Annotated in this window: 22 protein-coding genes; 4 read left to right on the top strand and 18 right to left on the bottom strand. The window is 56.2% G+C overall.

Features of this window, described 5'->3' with window-relative positions:
* Positions 1–6: 6 nt before the first annotated feature.
* Positions 7–1,182 carry an efflux RND transporter periplasmic adaptor subunit gene (locus LOC22_RS04265; RefSeq protein ID WP_023295135.1) on the bottom strand — a complete coding sequence of 392 codons (1,176 nt, stop codon included), beginning with the start codon at positions 1,180–1,182 and terminating at the stop codon, positions 7–9.
* A 337-nt stretch (positions 1,183–1,519) separates the two neighbouring features.
* Between LOC22_RS04265 and LOC22_RS04270 the strand changes: the two genes are divergently transcribed.
* Entirely contained in the window at positions 1,520–1,873 is a 354-nt protein-coding gene (locus LOC22_RS04270) for a helix-turn-helix domain-containing protein (RefSeq protein ID WP_015572178.1), read from the top strand.
* A 101-nt stretch (positions 1,874–1,974) separates the two neighbouring features.
* Here LOC22_RS04270 and guaA read toward each other — a convergent pair whose 3' ends face one another.
* Complete coding sequence (gene guaA, locus LOC22_RS04275) at positions 1,975–3,552, bottom strand: glutamine-hydrolyzing GMP synthase (RefSeq protein ID WP_006811514.1); 1,578 nt, start codon at positions 3,550–3,552, stop codon at positions 1,975–1,977.
* A gap of 67 nt (positions 3,553–3,619) precedes the next feature.
* Positions 3,620–5,086 (bottom strand): IMP dehydrogenase, encoded by a 1,467-nt coding sequence (guaB, locus tag LOC22_RS04280; RefSeq protein WP_003860601.1) that lies wholly within the window; start codon positions 5,084–5,086, stop codon positions 3,620–3,622.
* 159 nt (positions 5,087–5,245) lie between these two features.
* Between guaB and xseA the strand changes: the two genes are divergently transcribed.
* Genes xseA through LOC22_RS04295 form a run of 3 tightly spaced genes read left to right on the top strand, consistent with a single transcriptional unit; the run spans position 5,246 to position 8,048 of the window.
* On the top strand, positions 5,246–6,619 hold the full coding sequence (gene xseA / locus LOC22_RS04285; RefSeq protein WP_047736704.1) for an exodeoxyribonuclease VII large subunit: 1,374 nt from the start codon (positions 5,246–5,248) through the stop codon (positions 6,617–6,619).
* A 58-nt stretch (positions 6,620–6,677) separates the two neighbouring features.
* The gene (locus LOC22_RS04290; protein WP_230239387.1) at positions 6,678–7,697 is read left to right on the top strand and encodes a M4 family metallopeptidase; all 1,020 of its coding nucleotides are present in this window, start codon (positions 6,678–6,680) and stop codon (positions 7,695–7,697) included.
* Positions 7,698–8,048 carry a protealysin inhibitor emfourin gene (locus LOC22_RS04295; protein WP_006811517.1) on the top strand — a complete coding sequence of 117 codons (351 nt, stop codon included), beginning with the start codon at positions 7,698–7,700 and terminating at the stop codon, positions 8,046–8,048. It begins immediately after the preceding gene.
* On the opposite strand, the gene LOC22_RS04300 is transcribed toward LOC22_RS04295, so the two are convergent.
* From LOC22_RS04300 to LOC22_RS04370, 15 genes are all read right to left on the bottom strand, one after another.
* On the bottom strand, positions 8,045–8,266 hold the full coding sequence (locus LOC22_RS04300; protein ID WP_017692930.1) for a zinc ribbon domain-containing protein: 222 nt from the start codon (positions 8,264–8,266) through the stop codon (positions 8,045–8,047). The two genes, LOC22_RS04295 and LOC22_RS04300, sit on opposite strands and share 4 nt — an antisense overlap.
* A 50-nt stretch (positions 8,267–8,316) precedes the next feature.
* The gene (locus tag LOC22_RS04305) at positions 8,317–9,351 is read right to left on the bottom strand and encodes a Gfo/Idh/MocA family oxidoreductase (RefSeq protein ID WP_023304207.1); all 1,035 of its coding nucleotides are present in this window, start codon (positions 9,349–9,351) and stop codon (positions 8,317–8,319) included.
* 61 nt (positions 9,352–9,412) lie between these two features.
* Positions 9,413–10,954, bottom strand: a complete 1,542-nt coding sequence (locus tag LOC22_RS04310) for a peptide MFS transporter (RefSeq protein WP_015572174.1) — start codon at positions 10,952–10,954, stop codon at positions 9,413–9,415.
* A gap of 299 nt (positions 10,955–11,253) precedes the next feature.
* Positions 11,254–12,726 carry a ribosome biogenesis GTPase Der gene (der, locus tag LOC22_RS04315; protein WP_022648998.1) on the bottom strand — a complete coding sequence of 491 codons (1,473 nt, stop codon included), beginning with the start codon at positions 12,724–12,726 and terminating at the stop codon, positions 11,254–11,256.
* A 112-nt stretch (positions 12,727–12,838) separates the two neighbouring features.
* Positions 12,839–14,017 (bottom strand): outer membrane protein assembly factor BamB, encoded by a 1,179-nt coding sequence (gene bamB, locus LOC22_RS04320; RefSeq protein WP_017383525.1) that lies wholly within the window; start codon positions 14,015–14,017, stop codon positions 12,839–12,841.
* Positions 14,018–14,027: 10 nt separating this feature from the next.
* Positions 14,028–14,648 (bottom strand): YfgM family protein, encoded by a 621-nt coding sequence (locus tag LOC22_RS04325; protein WP_017383526.1) that lies wholly within the window; start codon positions 14,646–14,648, stop codon positions 14,028–14,030.
* 13 nt (positions 14,649–14,661) lie between these two features.
* A complete protein-coding gene (hisS, locus tag LOC22_RS04330) occupies positions 14,662–15,936 on the bottom strand; it encodes a histidine--tRNA ligase (RefSeq protein WP_022649001.1) in 1,275 nt (424 codons plus the stop codon).
* 81 nt (positions 15,937–16,017) lie between these two features.
* On the bottom strand, positions 16,018–17,136 hold the full coding sequence (gene ispG / locus LOC22_RS04335; protein ID WP_017383528.1) for a flavodoxin-dependent (E)-4-hydroxy-3-methylbut-2-enyl-diphosphate synthase: 1,119 nt from the start codon (positions 17,134–17,136) through the stop codon (positions 16,018–16,020).
* A gap of 26 nt (positions 17,137–17,162) precedes the next feature.
* Positions 17,163–18,173 carry a cytoskeleton protein RodZ gene (gene rodZ / locus LOC22_RS04340; protein WP_230239388.1) on the bottom strand — a complete coding sequence of 337 codons (1,011 nt, stop codon included), beginning with the start codon at positions 18,171–18,173 and terminating at the stop codon, positions 17,163–17,165.
* Between the two features lie 291 nt (positions 18,174–18,464).
* Positions 18,465–19,631: a bifunctional tRNA (adenosine(37)-C2)-methyltransferase TrmG/ribosomal RNA large subunit methyltransferase RlmN gene (locus LOC22_RS04345; protein ID WP_003860623.1), complete on the bottom strand. Its 1,167-nt coding sequence runs from the start codon at positions 19,629–19,631 to the stop codon at positions 18,465–18,467.
* A gap of 147 nt (positions 19,632–19,778) precedes the next feature.
* Complete coding sequence (gene ndk / locus LOC22_RS04350; protein WP_003860625.1) at positions 19,779–20,210, bottom strand: nucleoside-diphosphate kinase; 432 nt, start codon at positions 20,208–20,210, stop codon at positions 19,779–19,781.
* Positions 20,211–20,334: 124 nt separating this feature from the next.
* A complete protein-coding gene (locus LOC22_RS04355) occupies positions 20,335–21,210 on the bottom strand; it encodes a 4Fe-4S binding protein (RefSeq protein ID WP_230239389.1) in 876 nt (291 codons plus the stop codon).
* Positions 21,210–21,989 (bottom strand): dimethyl sulfoxide reductase anchor subunit family protein, encoded by a 780-nt coding sequence (locus LOC22_RS04360; RefSeq protein ID WP_230239390.1) that lies wholly within the window; start codon positions 21,987–21,989, stop codon positions 21,210–21,212. The genes LOC22_RS04355 and LOC22_RS04360 overlap by 1 nt, the downstream gene beginning before the upstream one ends.
* Positions 21,982–22,611, bottom strand: coding sequence for a DMSO/selenate family reductase complex B subunit (locus tag LOC22_RS04365; protein WP_230239391.1), 630 nt, complete (start codon positions 22,609–22,611; stop codon positions 21,982–21,984). Before LOC22_RS04365 ends, LOC22_RS04360 begins: the two co-directional genes overlap by 8 nt.
* Complete coding sequence (locus LOC22_RS04370) at positions 22,608–24,986, bottom strand: DMSO/selenate family reductase complex A subunit (RefSeq protein ID WP_319023530.1); 2,379 nt, start codon at positions 24,984–24,986, stop codon at positions 22,608–22,610. Before LOC22_RS04370 ends, LOC22_RS04365 begins: the two co-directional genes overlap by 4 nt.
* Positions 24,987–25,042: the final 56 nt, after the last annotated feature.

The following is a 25,042-nucleotide window of genomic DNA, read 5'->3' on the forward strand; positions in this document are numbered from 1 at the left end:
AAGGGATCAGTTGAGGGCGGCGCTGGCGGTCATGGCAACGGTTTTCGCGTTAACCGGCATACCCGGCATAAACACTTTTTGTAAACCATCGACGATGACTTTATCCCCAGGATTCAGCCCCTGCTGTACGATACGTAAACCGTCGGCCAGACGCCCGGGCGTAATGTCGCGGCGCTGCGCTTTCCCGTCTTTATCCACGATATAGACATATTTACGATCCTGATCGGTCAGCACCGCCTTATCGTCAACAAGCGTGGCTTTAAATTCCGCACTGCCCGGCAGACGCACGCGGGCAAAGAGTCCAGGCGTGAACTGACGCTGTGAGTTATCCAGCAGCGCGCGCATGCGGATCGTTCCGGTACCCGGCGTGAGCTGGTTATCCAGGAAATCCACTTTGCCCTGATGGGGATAGCCCTCCTCGCCCGTCAGGCCAATCTCCACCGGCAGCGCCGCATGATCGCCGGACACCCGCTGCCCGCTGCGGGCCAGGTTCTGATAGTGAAGGTAGGTTGACTCGTCCACGTCGAAGTAGACATAAACCGTCTTCTGCGAGACCAGGGTGGTGAGCACGCTGGCGCTGTCGCCCGCCGTCACCAGGTTACCGCTGGTGATCAGCGCCCGGCTGGCGCGACCGTCGATAGGCGCGGTCACTTTGGTGAAGTCGAGGTTAAGTTGCGCGGCGTCCACCGCCGCCTGCGCGGCGCGAATATCGGCCTGCGCCTGGGTAGCGGCGGAACGGCGCTGCTCCCACTCTTCACGGGATACCACGTTGGTATTGACTAATTTATCGGTACGGTTAGCCTCGCTTCGCGCCAGACTGGCCTGCGTTTTGGCTCTCGCCAGGTTCGCCTGCGCCTGTTCCAGCGCGGCGCGATAGGTTCGGTCATCAATCGTGAACAGCACCTCGCCCTTTTTCACCTCCTGGCCGTCGGTGTAATTCACTTTCTCAATGTAGCCGGAGACGCGCGGACGCAGCTGAACGCTTTCCACCGCTTCAATGCGACCGTTAAAGCTGTCCCACTGGCTAATGGATTTCACCACCACGTCAGCAGCGCTGACAACGGGCGCTTGCGGCGCGGCATTTTGCGCGACGCTGTCATCGCACCCGACGAGAAGCGCGGAGAGTAAAACCACCCCCATCGCGCTCAGATGAAAGTTACCCCAGGTTTTTTGCAGGCTCATTATTTTTATTCCGGTTATTGTAGCCGCCGGGCAAGACGCAGCGGGAGGCGCCGCGCCACTTCCTTTGTCCGGTAGCTGGCTGAAGGCCATTTGTGTCGTTCATCGCCACAAAAATGTAACAGTTGCGAATACACTATCGCGGCGATTGTAGGAAGGCGCTTAATTAAGTGCAAGAATAATTGTTGCACTTTATGTGCTATTTGCGGCGAAGATAAATCACGCGTTTTGAGAAGGGATTTAAATGCAACAATAAAACTTGCAATTAATGTAAAAACGGGTCACCTTTAAGTGCAACAAACAAAGATGCTTTTTAATGCGTGGCGTAGGGGGAAGCAAAATGAACACGGGTGCATTCATTCACGATTTACTCGACTGGATCGACAACAACCTCGATAGCCGTCTGGACATTGAAACCGTCTCCAGGCGAGCCGGCTATTCGAAATGGCACCTCCAGCGGCTTTTCAAAGAACATACCGGCTCCCCTCTCGCCGAATATATTCGCGCGCAAAAGCTGCAAAAATCGGTTGAGCGCCTGGCCCACAGCGATGAACCGATTCTGAACGTGGCGATCGCGCTGGGCTTTGACTCTCAGCAGTCCTTCAACCGCAGCTTTAAGCGTCAGTATGGTCAGGCACCCGGCGCATGGCGACGCAGTATCGGCTGCCGTGAATCGCGGCAGATGAGCCAGTAGTTCACCGCCGGGCCGGATATCGGCCAAAAAGAAAAACCCTCTGTAATCAGAGGGTTTTATCAGTCTTACCTGCTTATAACTTCGCAGGAAAGGTTATGGGCTTACTCCCACTCGATCGTCGCCGGTGGCTTGCCGCTGATGTCATACACCACGCGGGAAATGCCGTTCACTTCGTTGATGATGCGGTTAGACACGCGGCCTAAGAAGTCATACGGCAGGTGCGCCCAGTGCGCGGTCATGAAGTCGATGGTTTCCACCGCACGCAGGGAGACTACCCAGTCGTACTTACGGCCATCGCCCATCACGCCGACCGAGCGAACCGGCAGGAACACGGTGAACGCCTGGCTCACTTTGTTGTACAGGTCAGCTTTGTGCAGCTCTTCGATGAAGATCGCGTCCGCGCGACGCAGCAGGTCGCAGTACTCTTTCTTCACTTCGCCCAGCACGCGTACGCCGAGACCCGGGCCCGGGAACGGGTGACGGTAGAGCATGTCGTACGGCAGACCCAGCTCCAGGCCGATCTTACGCACTTCGTCTTTGAACAGCTCACGCAATGGCTCAACCAGGCCCATCTTCATCTCTTTCGGCAGTCCGCCCACGTTGTGGTGAGATTTGATGACGTGCGCTTTACCGGTAGCGGAGGCCGCAGACTCGATCACGTCAGGGTAGATGGTGCCCTGCGCCAGCCATTTCACATCTTCCAGCTTCAGCGCTTCTTCGTCGAACACTTCCACGAACACGCGACCGATGATTTTACGTTTCGCTTCCGGATCGTTCTCGCCTTTCAGCGCGTCCAGGAAGCGCTGCTCGCCTTCCACGTGAACGATGTTCAGACCGAAGTGGTCGCCAAACATGTCCATAACCTGCTGGGCTTCGTTCAGACGCAGCAGACCGTTGTCCACGAAGACGCAGGTCAGGTTTTTACCGATGGCGCGGTGCAGCAGCATCGCGGTCACGGAGGAGTCCACGCCGCCGGAGAGGCCGAGGATCACTTTGTCATCGCCAACCTGCTGGCGGATACGCTCCACGGCATCGTCGATGATTTTTGCCGGGGTCCACAGGGCTTCACACTGGCAGATGTCACGCACGAAGCGCTCCAGCATGCGCATACCCTGACGGGTGTGGGTCACTTCCGGGTGGAACTGCACGCCGTAGAAACGTTTTTCTTCGTTCGCCATGATGGCGAACGGGCAGCTTTCAGTGCTGGCAACGGTCACGAAGTCGGACGGGATAGCGGTGACTTTGTCGCCGTGGCTCATCCACACGTCCAGCAGCGGTTTGCCGTCTGCGGTCAGGGAGTCTTCGATACCGCGCACCAGCGCGCTGTCGGTGACGACTTCAACCTGTGCGTAGCCGAACTCACGCTCGTTAGAGCCTTCTACGTGGCCGCCCAGCTGCATCGCCATGGTCTGCATGCCGTAGCAAACGCCGAACACCGGTACGCCCGCTTCGAACACGTACTGCGGCGCACGCGGGCTGTTCTCTTCGGTAGTGCTTTCCGGGCCGCCGGACAGGATGATGCCGCTTGGATTGAACTCGCGAATCTGTGCTTCCGTGACATCCCACGCCCACAGCTCACAGTAAACGCCCAGTTCACGCACGCGGCGCGCCACCAGCTGAGTGTACTGAGAACCAAAGTCCAGGATGAGAATGCGATGTTTATGAATGTTTTCCGTCATTGACGCTAATTCCGAGGCAAGTGAAACAAAACAAAGCGCCCGGCATTGAGCCGGGCGCGGAAATTTATCAGGAGCCCAGACGGTAGTTCGGGGACTCTTTGGTGATCGTCACGTCGTGAACGTGGCTCTCCTGGATACCCGCACCGCTGATGCGTACGAATTCCGCTTTGGTACGCAGCAGGTCAATGGTACCACAGCCGGTCAGCCCCATACAGGAGCGCAGGCCGCCCATCTGCTGGTGAATGATCTCTTTCAGGCGGCCTTTATACGCCACGCGGCCTTCAATACCTTCCGGCACCAGTTTGTCAGCAGCGTTATCGGTCTGGAAGTAACGGTCAGAGGAACCTTTAGACATCGCGCCCAGGGAGCCCATACCGCGGTAGGATTTATAAGAACGCCCCTGGTAGAGTTCGATTTCACCCGGGGATTCTTCGGTACCGGCCAGCATGGAGCCCACCATCACGGCTGCGGCACCTGCGGCGATCGCTTTGGCGATGTCGCCAGAGAAACGGATACCGCCGTCCGCGATTACCGGAATACCGGTACCTTCCAGCGCTTCAACCGCGTCAGAAACCGCGGTGATCTGCGGCACGCCTACGCCGGTGACGATACGGGTGGTACAGATAGAGCCAGGACCGATACCCACTTTCACCGCGCTGCAACCCGCTTCCGCCAGCGCGCGAGCGCCTGCGCCGGTTGCTACGTTACCGCCGATGATCTGGAGATCCGGGTATTTAGCACGGGTTTCACGAATACGTTGCAGAACGCCTTCGGAGTGGCCGTGGGAGGAGTCAATCAGCAGCACGTCAACGCCCGCAGCAACCAGCGCGTCAACGCGCTCTTCGTTACCCGCACCTGCGCCAACCGCAGCGCCGACGCGCAGACGGCCATGCTCGTCTTTACAGGCGTTCGGTTTACGTTCTGCTTTCTGGAAATCTTTAACGGTGATCATGCCGCGCAGGTGGAAGTTCGCGTCCACAACCAGCGCTTTCTCAACGCGTTTTTCGTGCATTTTCGCCAGCACCACGTCGCGGGTTTCGCCTTCACGCACGGTCACCAGACGCTCTTTTGGCGTCATGTAGACGCTGACAGGCTGGTTCAGGTCAGTCACGAAACGCACGTCACGACCGGTAATGATGCCGACCAGTTCGTTGTCTTCAGTGACTACCGGGTAGCCTGCGAAGCCGTTACGCTCGGTCAGAGCTTTCACTTCGTGCAGCGTGGTGGTTGGCAGAACGGTCTGAGGATCGGACACGATACCGGATTCATGCTTCTTCACGCGGCGAACTTCTTCCGCCTGACGCTCAATAGACATGTTTTTGTGGATAAAGCCAATGCCGCCTTCCTGTGCCAGGGCGATAGCCAGACGCGCTTCAGTCACGGTGTCCATTGCTGCGGAGAGCATAGGAATGTTCAGACGAATGGTTTTCGTCAACTGCGTGCTGAGGTCGGCAGTATTCGGCAGAACGGTGGAGTGAGCGGGAACGAGGAGGACGTCGTCAAACGTCAGTGCTTCTTTAGCGATACGTAGCATGGGCAATATCTCTGACCTGGGTGGTTAAATATTGCCGTGGCATTATACAGAGCGTAACCGATTGCATCCACACTTTTTTGAAAAAAATGCTTGCGCTCACCTCTCAGCAGGTTACTATCGACTGAATAACTTGCTGATTTAGAATTTGATCCCGCTCACATGTTATCCTCTCAATCCCCCTCAATTTATACTGTCAGCCGCCTTAATCAGACGGTGCGTTTGCTGCTTGAGCAGGAAATGGGACAGGTCTGGATCAGCGGTGAAATCTCTAACTTCACACAGCCCGCTTCCGGACACTGGTACTTTACGCTGAAAGACGACACCGCTCAGGTGCGCTGCGCGATGTTCCGCAACAGCAACCGTCGCGTGACGTTTCGCCCTCAGCATGGCCAGCAGGTTCTGGTTCGCGCCAATATTACCCTGTATGAGCCGCGCGGCGATTATCAGATTATCGTCGAGAGCATGCAGCCCGCGGGCGAAGGCTTGTTGCAACAGAAATACGAGCAGCTTAAAGCCATGCTTTCGGCTGAGGGGTTGTTTGACCAGCAGTTCAAAAAGCCCTTGCCCTCACCTGCCCACTGCGTTGGGGTTATCACCTCGAAAACCGGTGCGGCCCTGCACGATATTTTGCATGTCCTGAAGCGCCGTGACCCTTCCCTGCCCGTCATTATCTACCCGACTGCCGTTCAGGGTGACGATGCGCCGGGGCAGATCGTGCGCGCCATTGAGCTGGCGAATGCGCGTCAGGAGTGTGATGTCCTGATCGTTGGGCGCGGCGGCGGCTCGCTGGAAGACCTGTGGAGTTTTAACGACGAGCGCGTGGCGCGGGCAATCTTTGCCAGCCTTATCCCGGTGGTAAGCGCCGTCGGTCACGAAACGGATGTGACGATTGCCGATTTTGTCGCGGATTTACGCGCGCCCACGCCGTCCGCGGCGGCAGAGGTGGTCAGCCGTAACCAGCTGGAGCTGCTGCGTCAGATCCAGAACGGGCAGCAGCGCCTGGAGATGGCGATGGACTACTTCCTCGCCAACCGTACCCGCCGCTTTACCCAGCTTCACCATCGTCTGCAACAGCAGCATCCGCAATTGCGTCTGGCGCGTCAGCAAACCGTGCTGGAACGTCTGCGTCAGCGGATGAACTTCGCGCTGGATAACCAGCTTAAGCGGGCGGTATCGCGCCAGCAGCGCACGACGCAGCGTCTGAACCAGCAGAATCCGCAGCCGAAGATTTATCGCGCGCAAACGCGGATCCAGCAGCTTGAGTTCCGCCTCGCGGAAAATATCCGCTCACGCCTGAGCACCACGCGCGAGCGTTTCGGCAATGCGGTCACCCATCTGGAAGCCGTCAGCCCGCTCTCCACGCTGGCTCGCGGCTATAGTGTGACCACCGCGACGGACGGCAAAGTGCTGAAACAAACGAAACAGGTTAAAGCCGGGGATGTGCTCACCACCCGGCTTTCTGACGGCTGGGTCGAGAGTGAGGTGAAAGAGATCAAACCGGTGAAAAAAACGCGCCAGCGTAAAAGCGGATAAATCTTCGCCGGTTACAAACTATACTGCTGCTATTGCCTTTTTTAATAAGGAGAGCAGCATGCCCCATCTTCATAGCGTCATCCCTCCGTATATTCTTCGTCGAATTATCGAAAGCGGTTCTGAGCCGCAGCAGCGCTGCGCCCGTCAGACCTTAACCCACATCCAGACGCTGATGGCCCATATGCCGGGCAAACCCGCCGCGCCGCATGTGAATAAAGCCGGTCAGCTTGAGCGTGACATCTACGATGCGAAACAGACCCAGGAGCTGCCGGGTAGCCAGGTGCGCTATGAAGGCCAGCCCTCCAACGGCGATGTGGCGGTGGATGAAGCGTACGATTATCTGGGTATCACCCATGATTTCTTCTGGAAAGAATATCAGCGCGATTCGCTCGATAACAAAGGGCTGATCCTCACCGGCACCGTGCATTATGGTCGGGAATATCAGAACGCCTTCTGGAACGGCCAGCAGATGGTCTTTGGCGACGGTGACGGAGAAATCTTCAACCGCTTCACCATTGCCATCGACGTGGTGGCGCATGAGCTGAGCCACGGCGTGACCGAGACCGAAGCCGGACTGATCTATTTTGAACAGTCGGGCGCGCTGAACGAGTCGCTGTCAGACGTGTTTGGCTCGCTGGTGAAGCAATACCATCTTAAGCAAACCGCCGATAAAGCAGACTGGCTGATTGGCGAGGGTCTGCTGGCGGAGGGTATCAACGGGAAAGGGCTACGTTCCATGTCTGAACCCGGTACCGCCTACGACGATCCGCTGCTCGGCAAAGACCCGCAGCCCGCGCACATGAAAGACTTCATCAAAACGCGCGAGGATAACGGCGGCGTGCATCTTAACTCCGGCATCCCCAACCGCGCGTTTTACCTGGCCGCAACGGCGATCGGTGGCTACGCCTGGGAAAAAGCGGGTTATGCCTGGTACGACACGGTTTGCGATCGCAACCTGGCGCAGGATGCGGATTTTGATGCCTTTGCAAAACTGACGATCGCGCACGGCGAGAAACGCTCCGGTAGCGACGTTGGGGCGGCCATTAAACAAGCCTGGGAACAGGTGGGAGTACTGTAAATGCAGGTTCCGGAACTGACGGATGACGCCGTGGTTGAGCTGGCCCGGGAAGGCGGCGTCGCCTTTATCCCTAAGCTGAGCGGCCAGCGCACCATTGCGCTCTCCTCGCTTAATGAGGCCCAGCGCCAGCGCCTGGTGAGCATTCTTGAGCAGGCTTTCCCGCGCGGCCAGCCGCCCGGGCAAGCCTCTTCCCCCGGCAGCGGTGACCAGCGCTATTTCCGCATCCAGATTATCTGGACCGGCCAAAATCAGGCGCACTACGCCGATATCATCGTGCTGGTACCCGAGCAGGAAGCACCCGAGTCGCTGGTGGAACTGTGGCAGAAAGGTGAAGGCTGCGTGTGCGATTAACCTTCAGCCCGAACAAACTCCACGCGTTTTTTAGAGATAAGACCGTGGCCGTTCTGGCAAAAATAGTCCACCGCACCGCAGGCTTTTAGTACCTGGAGTGGCTGATGACACTCCGGGCAGCGGGCTTCGAGCGCGATATCTTTATTACAATTTTCGCAGTGCGCTACCCCGTTCAGGGGCTCCAGCGGTGTCTGGCAATCCGGGCAGGTAATCGTCATGGTGACTCCTTCAAAGCGTTCAGGTCTGCGATAATTTTACCACGTCGCGTTCAGTGCGGGCCACGCAACTGTTGCTGTAAGGTCAGCAGCAGCGTCACCTCCTCGACCCTGCGGCGCGTCGTGCGGCTCACCTGGTGCGGATCCCGTTCAAAGAGACTTTTTGCTCCCAGAATATGCTCCGCAAGGCAATGCTCGTAGATCGTACCGGGAATATGCCAGCGCTGAATTTCTTTACCCTTAATCAGCTCCAGCACATCTTCTGCGCCGCGTCGGTCGTGGCTGACGATGCGCCCGTCGCGCAAATGGAAGCGTAATCCCTTTTGCCCGCCCGCTGGCCCCGCGTATTTGTTAAGCCAGATGTCCACCGGCACGCCGCTGATGCTTCCCTGCAAATGCGCCTCGCCTTCCGCCGTGGTCAGATCGCCCGTTGCGATTTCGCGGCCCAGGCGGTCTTTTGCTGTCACCACCTGCAACGTCATATCGTCACTGCCGCCCAGGTAAAGCACCGTTTCACGCAGCATCGCCAGCACGTGCGTACCGATATCCAGAATCACACCATCTGGATGGCGAAGCGTTCGCGCGTCTGGCTCGCCGGTGGCGAAGTTGAGCGCAATGGGCTCTCCTTCGGCGTTATACCCGCTTGGCTCCTGCAAAAAGCCTTCGATTTTGACGATGTCAGAAATATGAGCGACCAGTGATTGCTTTACGCTATCGAGACGCGCCATCCAGTGATCGAGCGCCAGCACGCGGTCGGCGGCTCCCGGTTGAGCCAGCAGCGCTTTCAGTTTTTCAATTTGGGGCAGCGTGGCGACAATCGGTTTTTCTACCACAATACGCGACGCGGGTGAGGCCAGCGCCTGCTCAAGTACCTCGAGGTGGTACAGGGAGGAAGTGGTGATAAACAGGGTATCCAGCGGGTGGGAAAGAAGTTCACCGAGCGACGCGCAACGTGTGACCCCTTCAGGCTGCTTCTCGGGATGAATATCAAAACCTAAACAGCGCGGAGTATCAGGAAAAAGATTTCGTATTGCCGGTAAGTAAGCCGTTTCAACCACAGCACCAAGCCCAACAAACCCTAACAGCATGTTCTTACCTCGTTAAGTCAATTGCCGGGGCATAACGCCACCCCGGCAAGGTCGAGGTTTATCAGGCGTTAGCGGCCGGTTTAGTCTGCGCATTTTCCAGCATGCGGCGCACCGGAACAATGAGGACGATCAGCACCGCAGCACAAATCAGCAGCGCAATGGAGCAACGGGCAAAGAGGTCTGGCAGCATATCCAGCTGGTCGGCCTTCACGTGACCACCAATCAGCCCCGCAGCCAGGTTACCCAGCGCACTGGCGCAGAACCACAGGCCCATCATCTGGCCGCGCATTCTCTCCGGCGCCAGCAGGGTCATGGTCGCCAGACCAATCGGACTCAGGCACAGTTCCCCGAGCGTCAGCATCAGGATACTGCCCACCAGCCAGAACGGAGAAACCCCTGCCCCACCGTTGCTCAGCACGTTCTGCGCCGCCAGCATCATCAGGCCAAAGCCCGCCGCCGCGCACAGAATACCGATCACGAACTTGGTGATGCTGCTCGGACGAATGTTTTTGCTCGCCAGCTTCGGCCATGCCCAGCTAAATACCGGGGCCAGCAGAATGATGAACAGGGCATTGATCGACTGGAACCACACCGCCGGGATCTCAAAATCACCGATCATGCGGTTAGTGTAGTCGTTGGCGAACAGGTTGAAGGAGGTTGGCTTCTGCTCGAACGCGGACCAGAAGAACGCGGCGGAGACCAGCAGAATAAAGCACACCAGCAGCCTTGCGCGCTCTTTGCGATTCAGCCCGGCGAAGATGAACAGATAGATGAAGTAGAGCGCGACGGAGGCGGCAATCACATACACCAACACGCTGGCGACCGCGACCGGATTAATCACAATCACGCCCTGGGCAATCAACGTTACGATGATTGCAACACCCACAGCCAGCGCCAGCAGCCAGGCACCCACGCCGTTACGTTTCACTACCGGACTGTTCCAGGTGGAGTCCAGACCGACTTCACTGTCGTAGCGCTTCATGGCCGGAACGGCAAACACGCGGAAGATAATCAGGGCGACCAGCATCCCGATACCACCGATACCAAAGCCCCAGTGCCAGCCGTGGGTTTTAATCAGCCAGCCGGAAATCAGAGGGGCAATGAACGAGCCCATGTTGATGCCCATATAGAACAGCGAGAAACCGCCGTCACGACGCGCATCGCCTTTTTTATACAGGGTGCCGACCATGACCGAGATACAGGTCTTGAACAGGCCGGAGCCGAGCACGATAAACATCAGGCCGATGAAGAACAGGTTGTCGCCCATGATGGCCGACAGGGCGATCGACAGGTGCCCGAGCGCAATCAAAATCGAACCGTACCAGACGGCCCGCTGCTGGCCGAGCCAGTTATCCGCCAGCCAGCCGCCCGGCAGCGCAGCGAGGTACATGGTGCCGGCAAAGATGCCGACAATCGCCGAGGCGTTTTCACGCGCCAGGCCCATCCCGCCGTCATAGACGGTGGCGGCCATAAACAGAATCAGTAGCGGGCGAATACCGTAAAACGAAAAACGCTCCCACATCTCGGTGAAGAACAGCGAACCGAGCGGATAAGGATGGCCGAAGAAGGTTCGGCTCTCTTTTTGATTAACAGAGGATTGCATAATTCTCCCGAAAAGGTATGTGTCGTGCTTGTAAACACCAGCATGTACGCCGAACGGTTACGTATCCGATCGATTTTTTACATGCGGCGAAATGTTGGTTAACCATTTGATAACCAGGCGCTAGTTTTGTCTAGTACCGAACCTTGGACTTTAAGACGAAAATTCGATGATTGTCTACTTTCTTAGATATTAACATGGTTAAAAGCGAATAGTGATTGACATCACACAGGGAAGGCAGGCCTTTTGAATGGGCGAAAAAAACCCGCGACAGGCGCGGGTTTTAGTGAGTTCGGTAAGAATTATTTGCTTTTCTTAATGTGCTTAATCAAACGCTTACGCTTACGCATCTGGTTCGGCGTCAGGGTGTTGCGTTTATTCGCAAACGGGTTCTCCCCTTCCTTGAACTGAATACGGATAGGCGTACCCATCACGTCCAGCGACTTGCGGAAGTAGTTCATCAGGTAGCGTTTGTAGGAGTCCGGCAGATCCTTCACCTGGTTACCGTGGATCACCACGATAGGCGGGTTATACCCCCCGGCGTGAGCATATTTCAGCTTCACGCGACGACCGCGCACCAGCGGCGGTTGGTGGTCTTCAGCAGCCATGTTCATGATACGGGTCAGCATCGCCGTGCTCTGACGGCGGGTAGAGCTGTCATAGGCTTCACGAACGGATTCGAACAGGTTGCCAACACCACTCCCGTGCAGGGCAGAGATGAAGTGAACGCGGGCAAAGTCGATAAAGCCCAGACGGAAGTCCAGCGTCTCTTTCACCTGCTCGCGCACTTCATTGCTCAGGCCGTCCCACTTGTTGACGACGATAACCAGTGAGCGCCCACTATTGAGGATAAAGCCAAGCAGAGAGAGATCCTGATCGGAGATACCTTCACGTGCGTCGATGACCAGCAGCACCACGTTGGCGTCTTCAATCGCCTGAAGGGTTTTGATCACCGAGAATTTTTCTACCACATCGGTGATTTTCCCGCGCTTACGCACCCCTGCGGTGTCGATAAGTACGTACTCACGTTCATCGCGCTGCATTGGAATGTAAATGCTGTCACGCGTTGTGCCTGGCATGTCGTAAACCACCACGCGCTCTTCACCGAGAATACGGTTAGTAAGCGTAGACTTACCTACGTTTGGGCGACCCACGATAGCCAGCTTGATAGGCAGATCCTGCGGGTTGAAGTCGTCTTCCGGCTCTTCCTCGCCTTCCTCTCCGGCTTCAAACTGCGCCCAGTATTCAGCGTCCTCGTCCACCTCTTCCGGCGGGTTCACTTCATCTACCCACGGCAGCAGAACGGTTTCCAGCAGGCTGGTGACGCCACGACCATGCGAGGCCGCGATAGGATAAATATCGCCCAGGCCTAAAGACCAGAAATCCGCAACAGCCTGATCGGCATCGATGCCGTCAGTTTTGTTCGCCACCAGGAAGGTAGGCTTTTCGCGTGAACGCAGATGTTTAGCAATAGCAGAATCCGCGGGCATCAGGCCAGCGCGAGCATCCACCATAAACAGAACCACATCCGCTTCTTCGATAGCCAGCAGAGATTGCTCTGCCATGCGGGTTTCTACGCCGTCTTCCGTACCGTCAATACCCCCGGTATCGATACAGATGAACTCGCGTCCTTCCACCTCTGCACGACCGTACTTACGGTCACGCGTCAGCCCCGGGAAATCCGCAACCAGCGCATCACGGGTGCGTGTTAAACGGTTAAAAAGAGTGGATTTTCCAACGTTAGGGCGCCCGACAAGCGCGACCACAGGTACCATGTTTGAAGCCTCATAAAATTCAAAATAACGTCGCTTTCGCAGCGTTTTTAAAAATGTCAAAACGGCTCCTGAGTGAACAGGAGCCGTTTAGTATACTACAACCGCCGTGTAATTAACGCGTGATCGCGTACAGCGTGCCGTCTTTTGCCTGAATCAACAGTTTGCCGTCAGCCACAACGGGCTCCGTCAGGAAGCCTGAGCTATCCACTTTCTGCTGTGCCACGAAGCGACCATTCTCTGGATCGATCCAGTGCATATAGCCTTCGCTGTCGCCCACCACCAGGCTGCCGTTATACAGTGCCGGTGCTGTCAGCAGACGGTGCAGCAGATCGCTCTGCGTCCACAGCGTCACGCCACCTTCGGTGCTCAGCGCCAGCAGACGGTCGTTCTGATCCACCATATAAATACGGTTGCCGTCGACGATGAAATCGTTCACGGAACCCAGCTCACGTTTCCACATGATCTGGCCGCTACGCAGGTCCAGCGCCGTCAGGTTGCCGTTGTACGCCAGCGCGTAAACCACACCGTCAACGATGACTGGCGTGGTGTCCACGTCACTCAGACGGTCAATTTCAGTTGAACCGGTCGCCTGGGAAATACGCTGCTGCCAGATCATCTGGCCCTGCTGCATCAGTACCGCGCTGACACGGCCGTTGTCACCGCCCACAATGGCGGCGCCAAAGGCGGTCGCCGGAGCAGATTCACCACGCAGAGACAGCGCTGGCATATCCAGGTTAACCGTCCATTTTACCAGACCATCGGCTTCGTTCAGCGCCTGCAACTGGCCGTTGCTGGTATGGATCAGCACCAGGCCGTCGCTGACAACCGGACGCGACAAGGATTCACCGGCAACGGTGGTCTGCCATGCAACCGAACCGTCGCTGGCATTCAGCGCGTAAACCTGCGCTTTTTCGCTGCCCACATAAACGTGACCGCCGGCAACGGTCAGGCCGCCAGAAAGCAGTGCAGGTTTACGGGAGAACCAGCCGTCTTTTTCCGCCAGGTTGATGGACCACACTTCTTTTCCGTCATCAGCGTTCAGCGCTTTAACGGTGCCTTTGCGATCGGCCGCATAGACAACGCCGTCAGCAAAGGCCGGGTGCAGGTTGGAATAAAAATCGCCAATACCATCGCCTACGGAGGTGTCCCAGGCGGTGGATGGGGTGAACTGGTTTTCAACCGTCGGCAGCGGGGACATTTTAACAACGTCTTCTTCGCCACTGAACAGTGAACAACCACTCAATAACGTAACAGAAAGCAGTCCTGGCAGAAGTAATTTACGCAATTGCATTGGGTCCCTCTCAGACGGACAAATTATTTATTTTCATCTGCATCATTTCGCTCAGCGCAGGTGAAGCTTTACTATCCACGCCAGCTTGCCACGCTTTACGCGCGCCCGCTTTATCACCCTTACTCAGCAGTGCTTCACCGCGAAGATCGGCGACAATAGCGGCGAAGCCTTCGCCTTTGATGGTATCAAGCGTTTTCAGCGCGTCGTCGGCTTTTTTCTGCTGAACCTGGATACGCGCCAGACGCAGATTGATCACCGCTTTCAGATTTTCGTCACTGGCAGCAGCAAGCCCCTGAGACAGTTGCGCAGCGGCTTTGTCCAGTTCGTTTTTATCAACATACTGCTGAGCCACTTCCAGCGCAGCCAGCGCGCCGTAGGTGTTTTTGTTGTCAGCGGCAAATTTCTCCGCAGCCGTCAACGTTTGCGGCTGATCGGCACGGATTGCGCTAACGGTATTTTCGTAGTTCAGGGACGAACCGCGAGCAGAGTCAGCCTGATGATTGTTCCAGTAACGCCAGCCTACCAGCGCACCAACACCTAAAATAACCCCTACAACCAGTGCCTTGCCGTTTTCAGCAAAGAAGCGCTTAACCGCATCAACCTGGTCGTGTTCGTTCTCGTAAATTTCCACGCAGTCCTTCTCCTTAGCCCAATAGAGTGCGCAAGTGCGCCGCAACGCCATCCTGCGTTACCGTAGTTTGCTCACCAGAGCGCAGGTCTTTGACTACCACTTCGCCGTTGGCCACTTCGGACTCACCCAGCACCAGTGCGATACTTGCGCCCCACTTATCGGCACGAGCAAACTGTTTTTTAAAGTTGCCGCCGCCGTGGTTGGTCATCAGCTTAACGTCCGGCAGCGCATCGCGCACGCGTTCGGCAAGCTGCATCGCCGCAGACTGCGTATCCGCACCTGAGGCCACCAGGTATATATCGACAACAGGATCGGCTTTAAATTCCGGATTAACTGCCTGAACCAGCAAAACAAGTCGCTCAAGGCCCATCGCGAAGCCTACAGCCGGTGCTGCACGACCACCCAGTTGCTCGACCAGTCCGTCATAACGACCGCCGGCACAGACGGTGCCCTGCGAACCGAGGCTGGTGGTGACCCACTCAAATACGGTGCGGTTGTAGTAGTCCAGACCGCGCACCAGACGCTGGTTAACGGTATAAGCAATGCCCGCCGCTTCAAGCAGCTTGCACAGGCCGGCAAAGTGTTCGCGGGAATCCTCATCCAGGTAGTCACCCAGCGCTGGCGCATCGTTCAGCAGCGCCTGTACGTCAGGATTTTTGGAATCGAGTACGCGCAGCGGGTTGCTGTACATACGACGCTTACAGTCTTCGTCGAGCTTCTCTTTGTGCTGTTCCAGGAACGCCACCAGCGCATCGCGATAGTTCGCACGCGCTTCCAGAGAACCGATAGAGTTCAGCTCCAGGGAAACGTGCTCAGAAATACCGAGCGCACGCCACCAGCGGGCAGTAAGCATAATCAGTTCGGCATCGATATCGGGTCCTTGCAGACCAAACACTTCCACGCCAAGCTGGTTGAACTGACGGTAGCGGCCTTTTTGCGGACGTTCGTGGCGGAACATCGGGCCGATATACCACAGGCGCTGCTCCTGATTGTACAGGAGACCATGTTCGATGCCGGCGCGTACGCAACCCGCCGTCCCCTCAGGACGCAGAGTCAGGCTGTCGCCGTTGCGGTCCTCAAAGGTGTACATCTCTTTTTCAACCACGTCGGTTACTTCGCCGATCGCGCGTTTGAATAACGGGGTCTGCTCTACAATCGGCAAACGAATTTCGCTGTAACCGTAGCTGCCGAGCACCTGCTTCAGTGTGCCTTCAATGCGCTGCCAGATGGCGGTTTCGCCAGGCAGATAATCGTTCATGCCGCGGATGGCTTGAATGTTTTTTGCCACGTTTATTCTCTTTCTATATACAAAAAAGAACCCAAAGAATGGGTTCAATCATACATGGGAAGCAGCCTGCTTCCCATCACGTTATTTTTCAACCTGCTGAACGCTGATGCGCTTCGCTTCGTCCATCATCGTCGCTTTCGCGCGAATCCGGGCTTCGAGCTGGTCGATCATATCACTATTATCCAGACGATCTTTACGAACGCCATCTTCATAGAGACCACTTTTCTTGTTACCGCCGGTCACGCCCAGCGTGGACACCAGCGCTTCACCCGGACCGTTCACCACGCAGCCGATGATGGAAACGTCCATCGGGGTGATGATGTCTTCCAGGCGCTGCTCCAGAGCATTCACGGTGCCGATCACGTCAAACTCCTGACGTGAACAGGTTGGGCAGGCAATGAAGTTGATCCCACGCGCGCGGATACGCAGTGATTTCAGGATGTCGAAACCGACTTTGATCTCTTCCACCGGATCGGCGGCCAGGGAGACGCGTAACGTGTCGCCGATGCCTTCAGAGAGCAGCAGGCCGAGACCAATCGCCGATTTTACCGAACCGCTTCGCAGACCGCCCGCCTCGGTGATCCCAAGGTGGAGCGGCTGATCGATCTGTTTTGCCAGCAGACGATACGATTCAACGGCCAGGAAGACGTCAGACGCTTTCACGCTCACTTTAAACTGATCAAAGTTAAGGCGATCCAGATGATCGACGTGACGCATTGCGGATTCGAGCAGCGCCTGCGGCGTCGGCTCACCGTACTTTTCCTGGAGATCTTTTTCCAGAGAGCCAGCGTTCACGCCGATACGGATTGGAATGTTTTTGTCGCGGGCGCAGTCAACCACCATGCGAATGCGCTCTTCGTTGCCGATGTTGCCTGGGTTAATACGCAGGCAATCGACACCATATTCAGCGACTTTCAGCGCGATACGGTAATCGAAGTGAATATCGGCAACCAGCGGAACGCTCACCTGCTGCTTGATCAGTTTGAACGCCTCGGCGGCATCCATGGTCGGTACAGAGACGCGAACAATGTCCGCGCCTACGCGTTCTAATGCTTTGATTTGATTGACCGTCGCTTCTACATCCGTAGTACGCGTATTGGTCATCGACTGGACGGCGATAGGCGCCCCATCGCCGACTGGCACGTTCCCAACGTAAATCCGTTTCGATTTTCTACGTTGAATAGGAGCCTGGTTATGCATGTAAAATCTCCCGCATTGCCCGTCTGTTACTGTGCTGCTGATTGTTCGGCATTAACGGTAAGACGCGCAACCTGGTTAGTTCTGATAAAGCGGCTCAGATCGACAGATTTTCCTTGATACTGGATCTGTACCGCTGCCGGTGCGCCGATTTTAAGCTTGTAAGGTGCCTGGCCCGTTAGATTTAACGTGCCATCTTTACGTTGCAGGCCGCTGAACAGCTTTTTACCTGTCGCATCAGTCACTTCCAGCCAGCAATCCGCCGTGAAATTCATCACCAGCGCATTCGGGTCAACGGCAGGTGCCGCCGTACCCGCCGGGTCAGTTGGCAGTGACGCCGCGGTGTTATCTGCCGGTGCCGTTGCCGCAGGGGCGGTATCAACATTGGCCTGTGAAGGTGATACGACCGCGTTTTGATCCTGGGCCTGGGTGGCTGGTGCAGTATTCGCCGTCGCTTCTGGCGTCGTCGCTGGCTCGGTTGCAGGCGTGCTGCTTGCTGCCGCCTGAGGTTCGCTGGAGGTCGCAGCTCCTTCGGTGCTCAGCGGCACGCTTTGCGCGCCGTTATTACCAGACTGATTGAGCTCAGCGGAGGACTGATCGGCCATCGTCGTGATCTCTTCCTGCTGCGCTTTGTGGTTTTGCCACCACCATGCGCCCGTCAGGCCGACAACCACGAACAGGACCAGCCAGGTAAAGCTCATCAGCCAGCCATCGCGTTTTTTACGACGTTTACCCAGAGAGAAGCTCTGCATCGGCGCAACTTTTGCCGCACGCACAGGCGCCTGCTTCTCCATCATCGGCAGTAATTCGTCTTCAGGGATATGAACCAGTTTGGCGTAAGAACGGATATAACCGCGCAGAAACGTTGAAGCCAGATCGGCGGGTGCCTTATCTTCTTCAATATCGCGAACGGTGGAAACCTTCAGGCACAGGCGTTCTGCAACGGCTTGCTGGCTGAGTCCGAGTTGTTCACGGGCGTTGCGAAGACGAACGCCAGTGGAGAGTGCTGCATTTTGATCGTGAGTGGCTTCAGTATTCATTCGCTACAACTACTGGTACGTGAAAATAAGGGTTCAGGTGCCGGTGAGTCACAATGCCACCCGCACCGCGAAACTTTAGGTCAGTTAACCTGGAACAAACAGTATAAGACTGTCGGGCCGCAGATGACAGCGCTGGCAGGCCTTCACGCTAAACTGTTGTTACGTCGTTACATACTGCCCGAAAGTCGTATGAAACGCACCGTAATTATTAATCAGTCATAATGATTGTGACTGAATATTCAGTAAATTAATGCTTCACGGCGCAAAAAACGCGCCGTGTCTGCATAATAATCAAACGGTTTTGACCGCGATTGACTCACCCTGCATGCGCTTACGCAGCGTACGTTTGGTACGGTCAATTACGTCACCCGCCAGCTGACCACAGGCTGCGTCGATATCATCGCCACGCGTTTTACGAACGATGGTGGTGAAACCATACTCCATCAGCACTTTTGAGAAGCGATCGATACGGCTGTTCGAGCTACGGCCATACGGCGCGCCCGGGAACGGGTTCCATGGGATCAGGTTGATCTTACATGGCGTATCTTTCAGCAGTTCAGCCAGCTCATGTGCATGTTCGGTACCGTCGTTAACATGATCCAGCATCACGTATTCAATGGTCACGCGGCCCTGGTTCGCGTTAGATTTCTCCAGGTAACGGCGCACGCCAGCCAGGAAGGTTTCGATATTGTACTTTTTGTTGATCGGCACAATTTCGTCACGGATGGCGTCGTTTGGCGCGTGAAGGGAGATGGCCAGCGCAACGTCAATCATGTCGCCCAGTTTGTCCAGCGCAGGCACAACGCCGGAAGTAGAGAGCGTAACGCGGCGCTTGGACAGACCAAAACCGAAATCGTCGAGCATAATTTCCATCGCCGGAACGACGTTGGTCAGGTTGAGCAGCGGTTCACCCATCCCCATCATCACCACGTTGGTGATTGGACGTGTACCGGTGACTTTCGCCGCGCCCACGATTTTCGCGGCACGCCAGACCTGGCCGATGATTTCCGACACGCGCAGGTTACGGTTAAAGCCCTGCTGCGCCGTAGAGCAGAATTTGCACTCCAGCGCACAGCCCACCTGAGAAGAGACGCACAGCGTGGCGCGATCGTCTTCCGGGATATACACGGTTTCAACGCGCTGATCGCCAACGGCAATGGCCCACTTGATGGTGCCATCTGAAGAGCGCTGCTCTTCCACCACTTCCGGTGCGCGGATTTCCGCCACTTCTTTAAGCTTATTGCGCAGCACTTTGTTGATGTCCGTCATGTCATCAAAGTTGTCGCTGCAATAGTGGTACATCCATTTCATGACCTGATCGGCACGAAATGGCTTCTCGCCCATCTCTTTAAAGAACTCGCGCATCTGCTGACGGTTCAGGTCCAGCAGGTTAATTTTTCCATTTTTATTGGGAACCGCAGGAATGGCGACTTCGGAGGTATTCACTAATTCAGACATAATTTTTTCCGGCCTCGTTGTTACACGTTGTGGCCCTTGGTGGGTTGAAAAGAAACGCCCCGGTAAGCAGTCTGCTCGTCCGGGGCGTTGCATTGTACAAAGTCTGGCGCAGGGATGCCACGTTTGCACGCGGCATTTACGAAATTATTAGCGAGTGCGCGGGCACACTTCGCCTTCAGCGAAGAAGAACGCGATTTCGCGCGCAGCAGATTCAACAGAGTCGGAACCGTGGGTGCCGTTCTCGGTGAAGCTGTCTGCATAGTCGGCGCGCAGAGTACCTGCCAGCGCGTTGTCCGGGTTGGTTGCACCCAGCAGATCGCGGTGACGCTGTACCGCGTTTTCGCCTTCCAGTACGGATACCACGATTGGGCCAGAGGTCATGAACTCGACCAGACCATCAAAGAATGGGCGACCTTCGTGCTCAGCGTAAAAACCGCGAGCCTGCTCAACGGTCAGGTGCAGCATTTTGGTGCCAACGATCTTAAACCCTGCTGATTCAAAGCGAGCGAAGATGCTGCCAATAACGTTTTTTGCCACCGCGTTTGGTTTGATGATGGAAAAAGTACGTTCAATAGCCATTGATAACCTCTGTAAAATGTTCTGTTGTTTTTGCATACCTGAGTATGGTGTGGCGCGGATTATAAAGAGCAATAGCGCCATTGCCTATGGTTATGCATAACATTTTTTTAAAATGAGACGAAGATTAGCAACAGCTCGTATTTCGCATACCGTGTTGATGATGAAAACAGAGCGGACACTGCTTTTCATCAGACGTAAATGACCAGAAATGACGGTGGCACGTCAGGCAAACGGCTTCATATGCCGGTATGGTCACGCTTTTCGCTGTTCCTTCTGTTTGCGTCACGTTTATCGCCGCATGCTGGCATACCGCTTCGCAGCCGCCGCACCCCGTACAGCGTCCGGTTTCCACGACCAGTTCAGCGTTCTCAAACCGAATCGCGTTTTCCGTACAACTTCGCCAGCACGCGCCGCACAGTACGCAGGATTCGGTATCGAGAGTTATCTCTGCCTCGCTAAACGCAGAAAACGCCCTGCGCAGTTCACGCTGACCGGGCACGACGCTACAGGCCTGGACATGCTCTCGGGGAACGTGCATCAGCGCACGCCGGGCGGTATTAACCTCGTTGACGGGTATATGTTTAAACGCCCACGCCGCTTCACCGCGTCGACGAAGCGCCAGATTCAGCCGGGCAATCGCCAGCAACCAGTCAGGATTCTGCTCCGCGTCGATACTGATAAACCGAACGTGGTACTGCGCATGCCACAGCAGAAGCTCATTCATCCCTGGCGCACGGTCAGTAAACGGCCCAACAAGCGTATCGCCACACAGAAAGCGTTTTCGCGGCGTGATGCCGGTGATGGCCTCAGCGGGGCAGACGAACAGGCAGTCACCGCATTCAATACAACGGCTATCATCAACCGAGACGCCTGAGTCGGTAAAAGAAAAAGCCTGCACAGGACAGACGTCCGCGCAGGCGAGGCAGGAAGCGTGGCGAAAACGGCGACGGACGCACGCATGCGTCACGTCCATCGCCGGGGCAAAGGTCAATCCGCCCATCAGCCAATACTGAAGAAAACGAAGCGCAGCATCAGCTCACCGACAATCAGCAATGCGCTTCCTAGCATCATGGGAGATCGCGCCGCTTTCAGACCGCCCGCAGCAAAGCACAGCATACCCGCAACGGATACGCACCAGCTCAGCAGATGCACGGTTCGCAGTTGCTCCAGCATCTGTAGCGGTGCGTGAGGGAACGTCACCACGGTGTTGTCCATAGCCGTAATATCTGCCAGCCAGACGGGCTGCATCACCAGACGCACAAGCACCAGCAACGTGATAATGACAACCGCCGCACGCACGGTAGTCTGGGAACGCGTCCCAACGGCCATGCAGGCTGAACCGATAATCCCCACCGAACCGAAAAACAGCACCAAAGTGTTAACATGCTGCCATGTCACCACGGATGCGTGCATGTAGATCTGCGCCATGCAGAACACATCGACTAAACCAACCAGACCTGCCACAACCAACAGTGGCTTCCAGCCTGGTTTTTTGACAAACATCAGCAGCGTTGCGAGGCCAAGTGCCGCAAGATAAAGACTGGCAAAGATAATCTCACGGCTCAGCCAGGAGCTGGATACGTGGCGCAGCGCATTAAGAGCATTAAGCGGATAGCCCATGTGCAGCGCGGAGGCAAGCAGCCCCAGGCTCGCCAGCACAAACGCTCCAGCTGCCGGCAGCAGCGCGCTGCGTTGCGTGCTTCCGAACGCCAGCCACAGCGTAACGCCAACCGATCCTTGCAGGAACAGCGTAAAAATCAGCAGCGGTAACTCATGCATGACGTTTCCCCTCTTTCTCTGCGCCCTGATGCGCTTTGATCACCAGGTTTGGTTTGGTGATGGAGGAATCAGGCAAGCCTTTCACATCACAGACCGCACCATACTTCGCCCGCAGTTCATCAATCGGCCCGAATTTAATCGCTTCGAGTGGACAGGTTGCCACACAGACGGGCTGCTCTCCCTTCGCCTGGAGATCCACGCAGAAATCACATTTGGACATCTGCCCGGTCTGCTCGTTGAGCTGTGGCGCGCCGTAAGGGCAAGACCATGCGCAGTAGCCGCAGCCGACGCACTTATCAGTATCAACGCGCACAATGCCGTCCCCCGGACGCTTATGCATTGCGGTGGTCGGGCAGTTTTTGATGCAAATGGGATCCGCACAGTGGTTACAGGAAATGGAGAGCGTGTAGGCAAAAACGTTGTTGCTGACGCCGCCCTGCCCGGTCGGGATAAACCCCCCGCCGTTAACTTCATAAACGCGACGGAAACGACGTCCGACCTCAAGGTTGTTTTTATCTTTGCACGCCACCTGGCATGCCTTGCAGCCCGAGCAGCGAGAAGAGTCGATATAAAAACCCAGCTGTTTGTCGCTCACCGGTGCGTAATGTTTAAACTGACTCATGCTTTAGCTACCTCCACCAGCATGGTTTGATGGGAATTCCCTTTCGCAAGCGCGGTAATACGGGCGGAACTGAGCACGTTCGCGCAGCCGCCTTTATCGATACCCTGCGCGTCCGGCTGCCACCAGGCGCCTGCCTGCATGGCCACCACGCCTGGAATGATGCGCGGCGTGACCTCCGCCGGGATCTCGCAAATGCCGCGCGCGTTATGAATACGCACGGTATCCCCCTGCGCAATGCCACGCTTTTGCGCATCCTGCGGGTTGATCCACAGCTTTTGCTGCTGCGCCTCAATTAACCACGGGTTGGCGTACTGGGTGGAGTTAGCGCGGTTTTTCCCTTTCCAGGTGATCAGCTGGAGCGGGAAGGTTTTCGCCAGCTCGTCTTCCGGCCCTTCATGGGCTGGCACGTAGTGCGACAGCGCCGGAATTTCCGGGTGATGCATGTCGTACAGACGCTTCGAGAAGATCTCAATTTTTCCGGACGGCGTCGGGAACGGATGATTCTGCGGATCGCGAATGTTGTCTTCAAAGGCAACGTACGGCGCGCTTTTGAAAAGATGCTGACGCGTCTTCTGTAGCGTCGCGAAGTCCGGCAGGTTTTCATCCGGCATGGACAGCCGCGTCTGCTCCCAGATGTGCTCAATCCACGCTTTTTCGTCACGGCCCTCGCTGAACGCTGGCTCGACGCCAAGCTTAGCAGCGACCTCCCGCAGCCAGTCGTAGTCTGAACGGCGTTCAAATTCAGGTTCAATCAGCTTTTCTGACAGGATCAGATAGCTTGCCGTGCCCCAGGTTTCGCCGATATTCCAGCGTTCCATGAAGCTGGTTTCCGGCAAAAGCAGGTCGGCGTATCTGGCGCTCGGCGTCATAAACAGATCGCTTGCGACGATAAACTCGATTTTCGACTCGTCTTCCAGGACACGGGTTGCCTGATGAAGATCCGGGTTCTGGTTAGCCAGATAATTGCCCGCCAGCGAGAACAGGATGCGGATATTGCTGTCCAGCTTCTCAGCATCCTTCAGGCCATCTTCCGCGGTTACCTTAGAAGCATCATCCGCGGCCTGCACCCAGTTCATGACCGAAATTTTGGCGTTGACCGGGTTGTCCGGCATCTCTGGCCCGGCCGCAAATTTGCGGTTTGCGCAGCCGCCATAGCCTGCTGCCCAGCCGCCTTTCACCCCGACGTTACCCGTTAGCGTGGCCAGTATCGTCGAGCCGCGCGCGGTGCGCTCGCCGCAGTTGTGACGCTGCGGTCCCCAGCCCTGGATCAGCGCGGCGGGTTTGGTGGTTGCGTAGTCACGCGCCAGCTGACGAATAGTTTGTGCAGGCACGTGGGTGATTTTCTCTGCCCACTCAGGCGTTTTCGCCACGCCATCCTTTGCACCGCTCAGGTAAGCCATCAGGGATTCATTGGCCGGAACGCCCTCTGGCATGGCGTCTTCGTCAAAGCCCAGGGTGTAGCGTTGAATAAAGTCGCGATCGTGCAGATTCTCCGTGACGATCACATACATCATCGCGTCCATCAGGGCGTTGTCCGTGGCAGGAAGCAATGGGATCCACTGATCGGCAAGGGAGGAAACCGTATCGGAATAGCGTGGGTCGACAACAATGAAGCGCGTGCCGTTTTGCTTCATCTTCTGGTAGAAGTGGTTGCTGTGCCCGAAGATGGTTTCCGTCGGGTTATGCCCCCAGAGAATGACCAGTTTGGTATCCAGCAGCGTGTCCAGAGAGCTGCCGCTGGCGGCGGTGCCATAGGTATACGGCGTTGCCGCCGCCGTGTTACCCATACTGACCGAGTGATAGCTTTCGAGATAGCCGCCGGTTAAGTTGAGCAGACGACGAACCATTTTATCGCCGGAAAAGGTCCCGCCGGACACCGCGGTGCCCACATGAACATAGCGTGACGCAGCACCGTATTTTTGCGTAATAGTTTTTAATTGATTCGCAATGAGGGTGGTGGCTTCATCCCAGGTAATACGCTCAAATTTTCCTTCGCCACGTTTACCTACACGTTTCATTGGATATTTCAGTCGATCGGGGTGATAAACAAATTTCCGATAAGCCCGACCACGAACGCAGGCGCGCATTACTGGCATCTGCGGATCCAGCGCGTTATCCGGACGCGTTGAAATTCGGGTCACAACGCCATCACTGACGTGAGCACGAATATCACATTTGCCGCCGCAGTCAAACGTACTACAGGTTTGCACCACTTTTTCTTCAGGCGTAGCGTCTGAAACCGCCGCGCCCTGTGCCTGTACTTTGCCGGTTTTGACGACAAACGGCAGGGCGGCGAGCGCCGACCCTGCCTGAATAAACTGACGCCGGGATATGGCGGGAATAAGCCCTTCTCCCTGATGTTTATTTTTTTTCATTGCTCGTTCCTTCAAATAAAAACGTATTCTCGTTTTTTTTCAGGAACGAATATTGA

The sequence above is a fragment of the Enterobacter sp. AN-K1 genome (genome assembly GCF_020971765.1).
In the GTDB taxonomy this organism is placed as follows: Bacteria; Pseudomonadota; Gammaproteobacteria; order Enterobacterales; family Enterobacteriaceae; genus Enterobacter; species Enterobacter hormaechei_C.

Bases quoted from the DNA above. Each gene is read 5' to 3' on its own strand.
- LOC22_RS04360 (WP_230239390.1), bottom strand. From the start codon at position 21,989: ATGCATGAGTTACCGCTGCTGATTTTTACGCTGTTCCTGCAAGGATCG.
- LOC22_RS04365 (WP_230239391.1), bottom strand. From the start codon at position 22,611: ATGAGTCAGTTTAAACATTACGCACCGGTGAGCGACAAACAGCTGGGT.
- LOC22_RS04345 (WP_003860623.1), bottom strand. From the start codon at position 19,631: ATGTCTGAATTAGTGAATACCTCCGAAGTCGCCATTCCTGCGGTTCCC.
- LOC22_RS04295 (WP_006811517.1), top strand. From the start codon at position 7,698: ATGCAGGTTCCGGAACTGACGGATGACGCCGTGGTTGAGCTGGCCCGG.
- rodZ (WP_230239388.1), bottom strand. From the start codon at position 18,173: ATGAATACTGAAGCCACTCACGATCAAAATGCAGCACTCTCCACTGGC.
- der (WP_022648998.1), bottom strand. From the start codon at position 12,726: ATGGTACCTGTGGTCGCGCTTGTCGGGCGCCCTAACGTTGGAAAATCC.
- guaB (WP_003860601.1), bottom strand. From the start codon at position 5,086: ATGCTACGTATCGCTAAAGAAGCACTGACGTTTGACGACGTCCTCCTC.
- LOC22_RS04310 (WP_015572174.1), bottom strand. From the start codon at position 10,954: ATGCAATCCTCTGTTAATCAAAAAGAGAGCCGAACCTTCTTCGGCCAT.
- LOC22_RS04265 (WP_023295135.1), bottom strand. From the start codon at position 1,182: ATGAGCCTGCAAAAAACCTGGGGTAACTTTCATCTGAGCGCGATGGGG.
- guaA (WP_006811514.1), bottom strand. From the start codon at position 3,552: ATGACGGAAAACATTCATAAACATCGCATTCTCATCCTGGACTTTGGT.
- LOC22_RS04305 (WP_023304207.1), bottom strand. From the start codon at position 9,351: ATGCTGTTAGGGTTTGTTGGGCTTGGTGCTGTGGTTGAAACGGCTTAC.
- bamB (WP_017383525.1), bottom strand. From the start codon at position 14,017: ATGCAATTGCGTAAATTACTTCTGCCAGGACTGCTTTCTGTTACGTTA.
- ispG (WP_017383528.1), bottom strand. From the start codon at position 17,136: ATGCATAACCAGGCTCCTATTCAACGTAGAAAATCGAAACGGATTTAC.
- LOC22_RS04370 (WP_319023530.1), bottom strand. From the start codon at position 24,986: ATGAAAAAAAATAAACATCAGGGAGAAGGGCTTATTCCCGCCATATCC.
- LOC22_RS04270 (WP_015572178.1), top strand. From the start codon at position 1,520: ATGAACACGGGTGCATTCATTCACGATTTACTCGACTGGATCGACAAC.
- LOC22_RS04300 (WP_017692930.1), bottom strand. From the start codon at position 8,266: ATGACGATTACCTGCCCGGATTGCCAGACACCGCTGGAGCCCCTGAAC.
- LOC22_RS04290 (WP_230239387.1), top strand. From the start codon at position 6,678: ATGCCCCATCTTCATAGCGTCATCCCTCCGTATATTCTTCGTCGAATT.
- LOC22_RS04355 (WP_230239389.1), bottom strand. From the start codon at position 21,210: ATGGGCGGATTGACCTTTGCCCCGGCGATGGACGTGACGCATGCGTGC.
- xseA (WP_047736704.1), top strand. From the start codon at position 5,246: ATGTTATCCTCTCAATCCCCCTCAATTTATACTGTCAGCCGCCTTAAT.
- ndk (WP_003860625.1), bottom strand. From the start codon at position 20,210: ATGGCTATTGAACGTACTTTTTCCATCATCAAACCAAACGCGGTGGCA.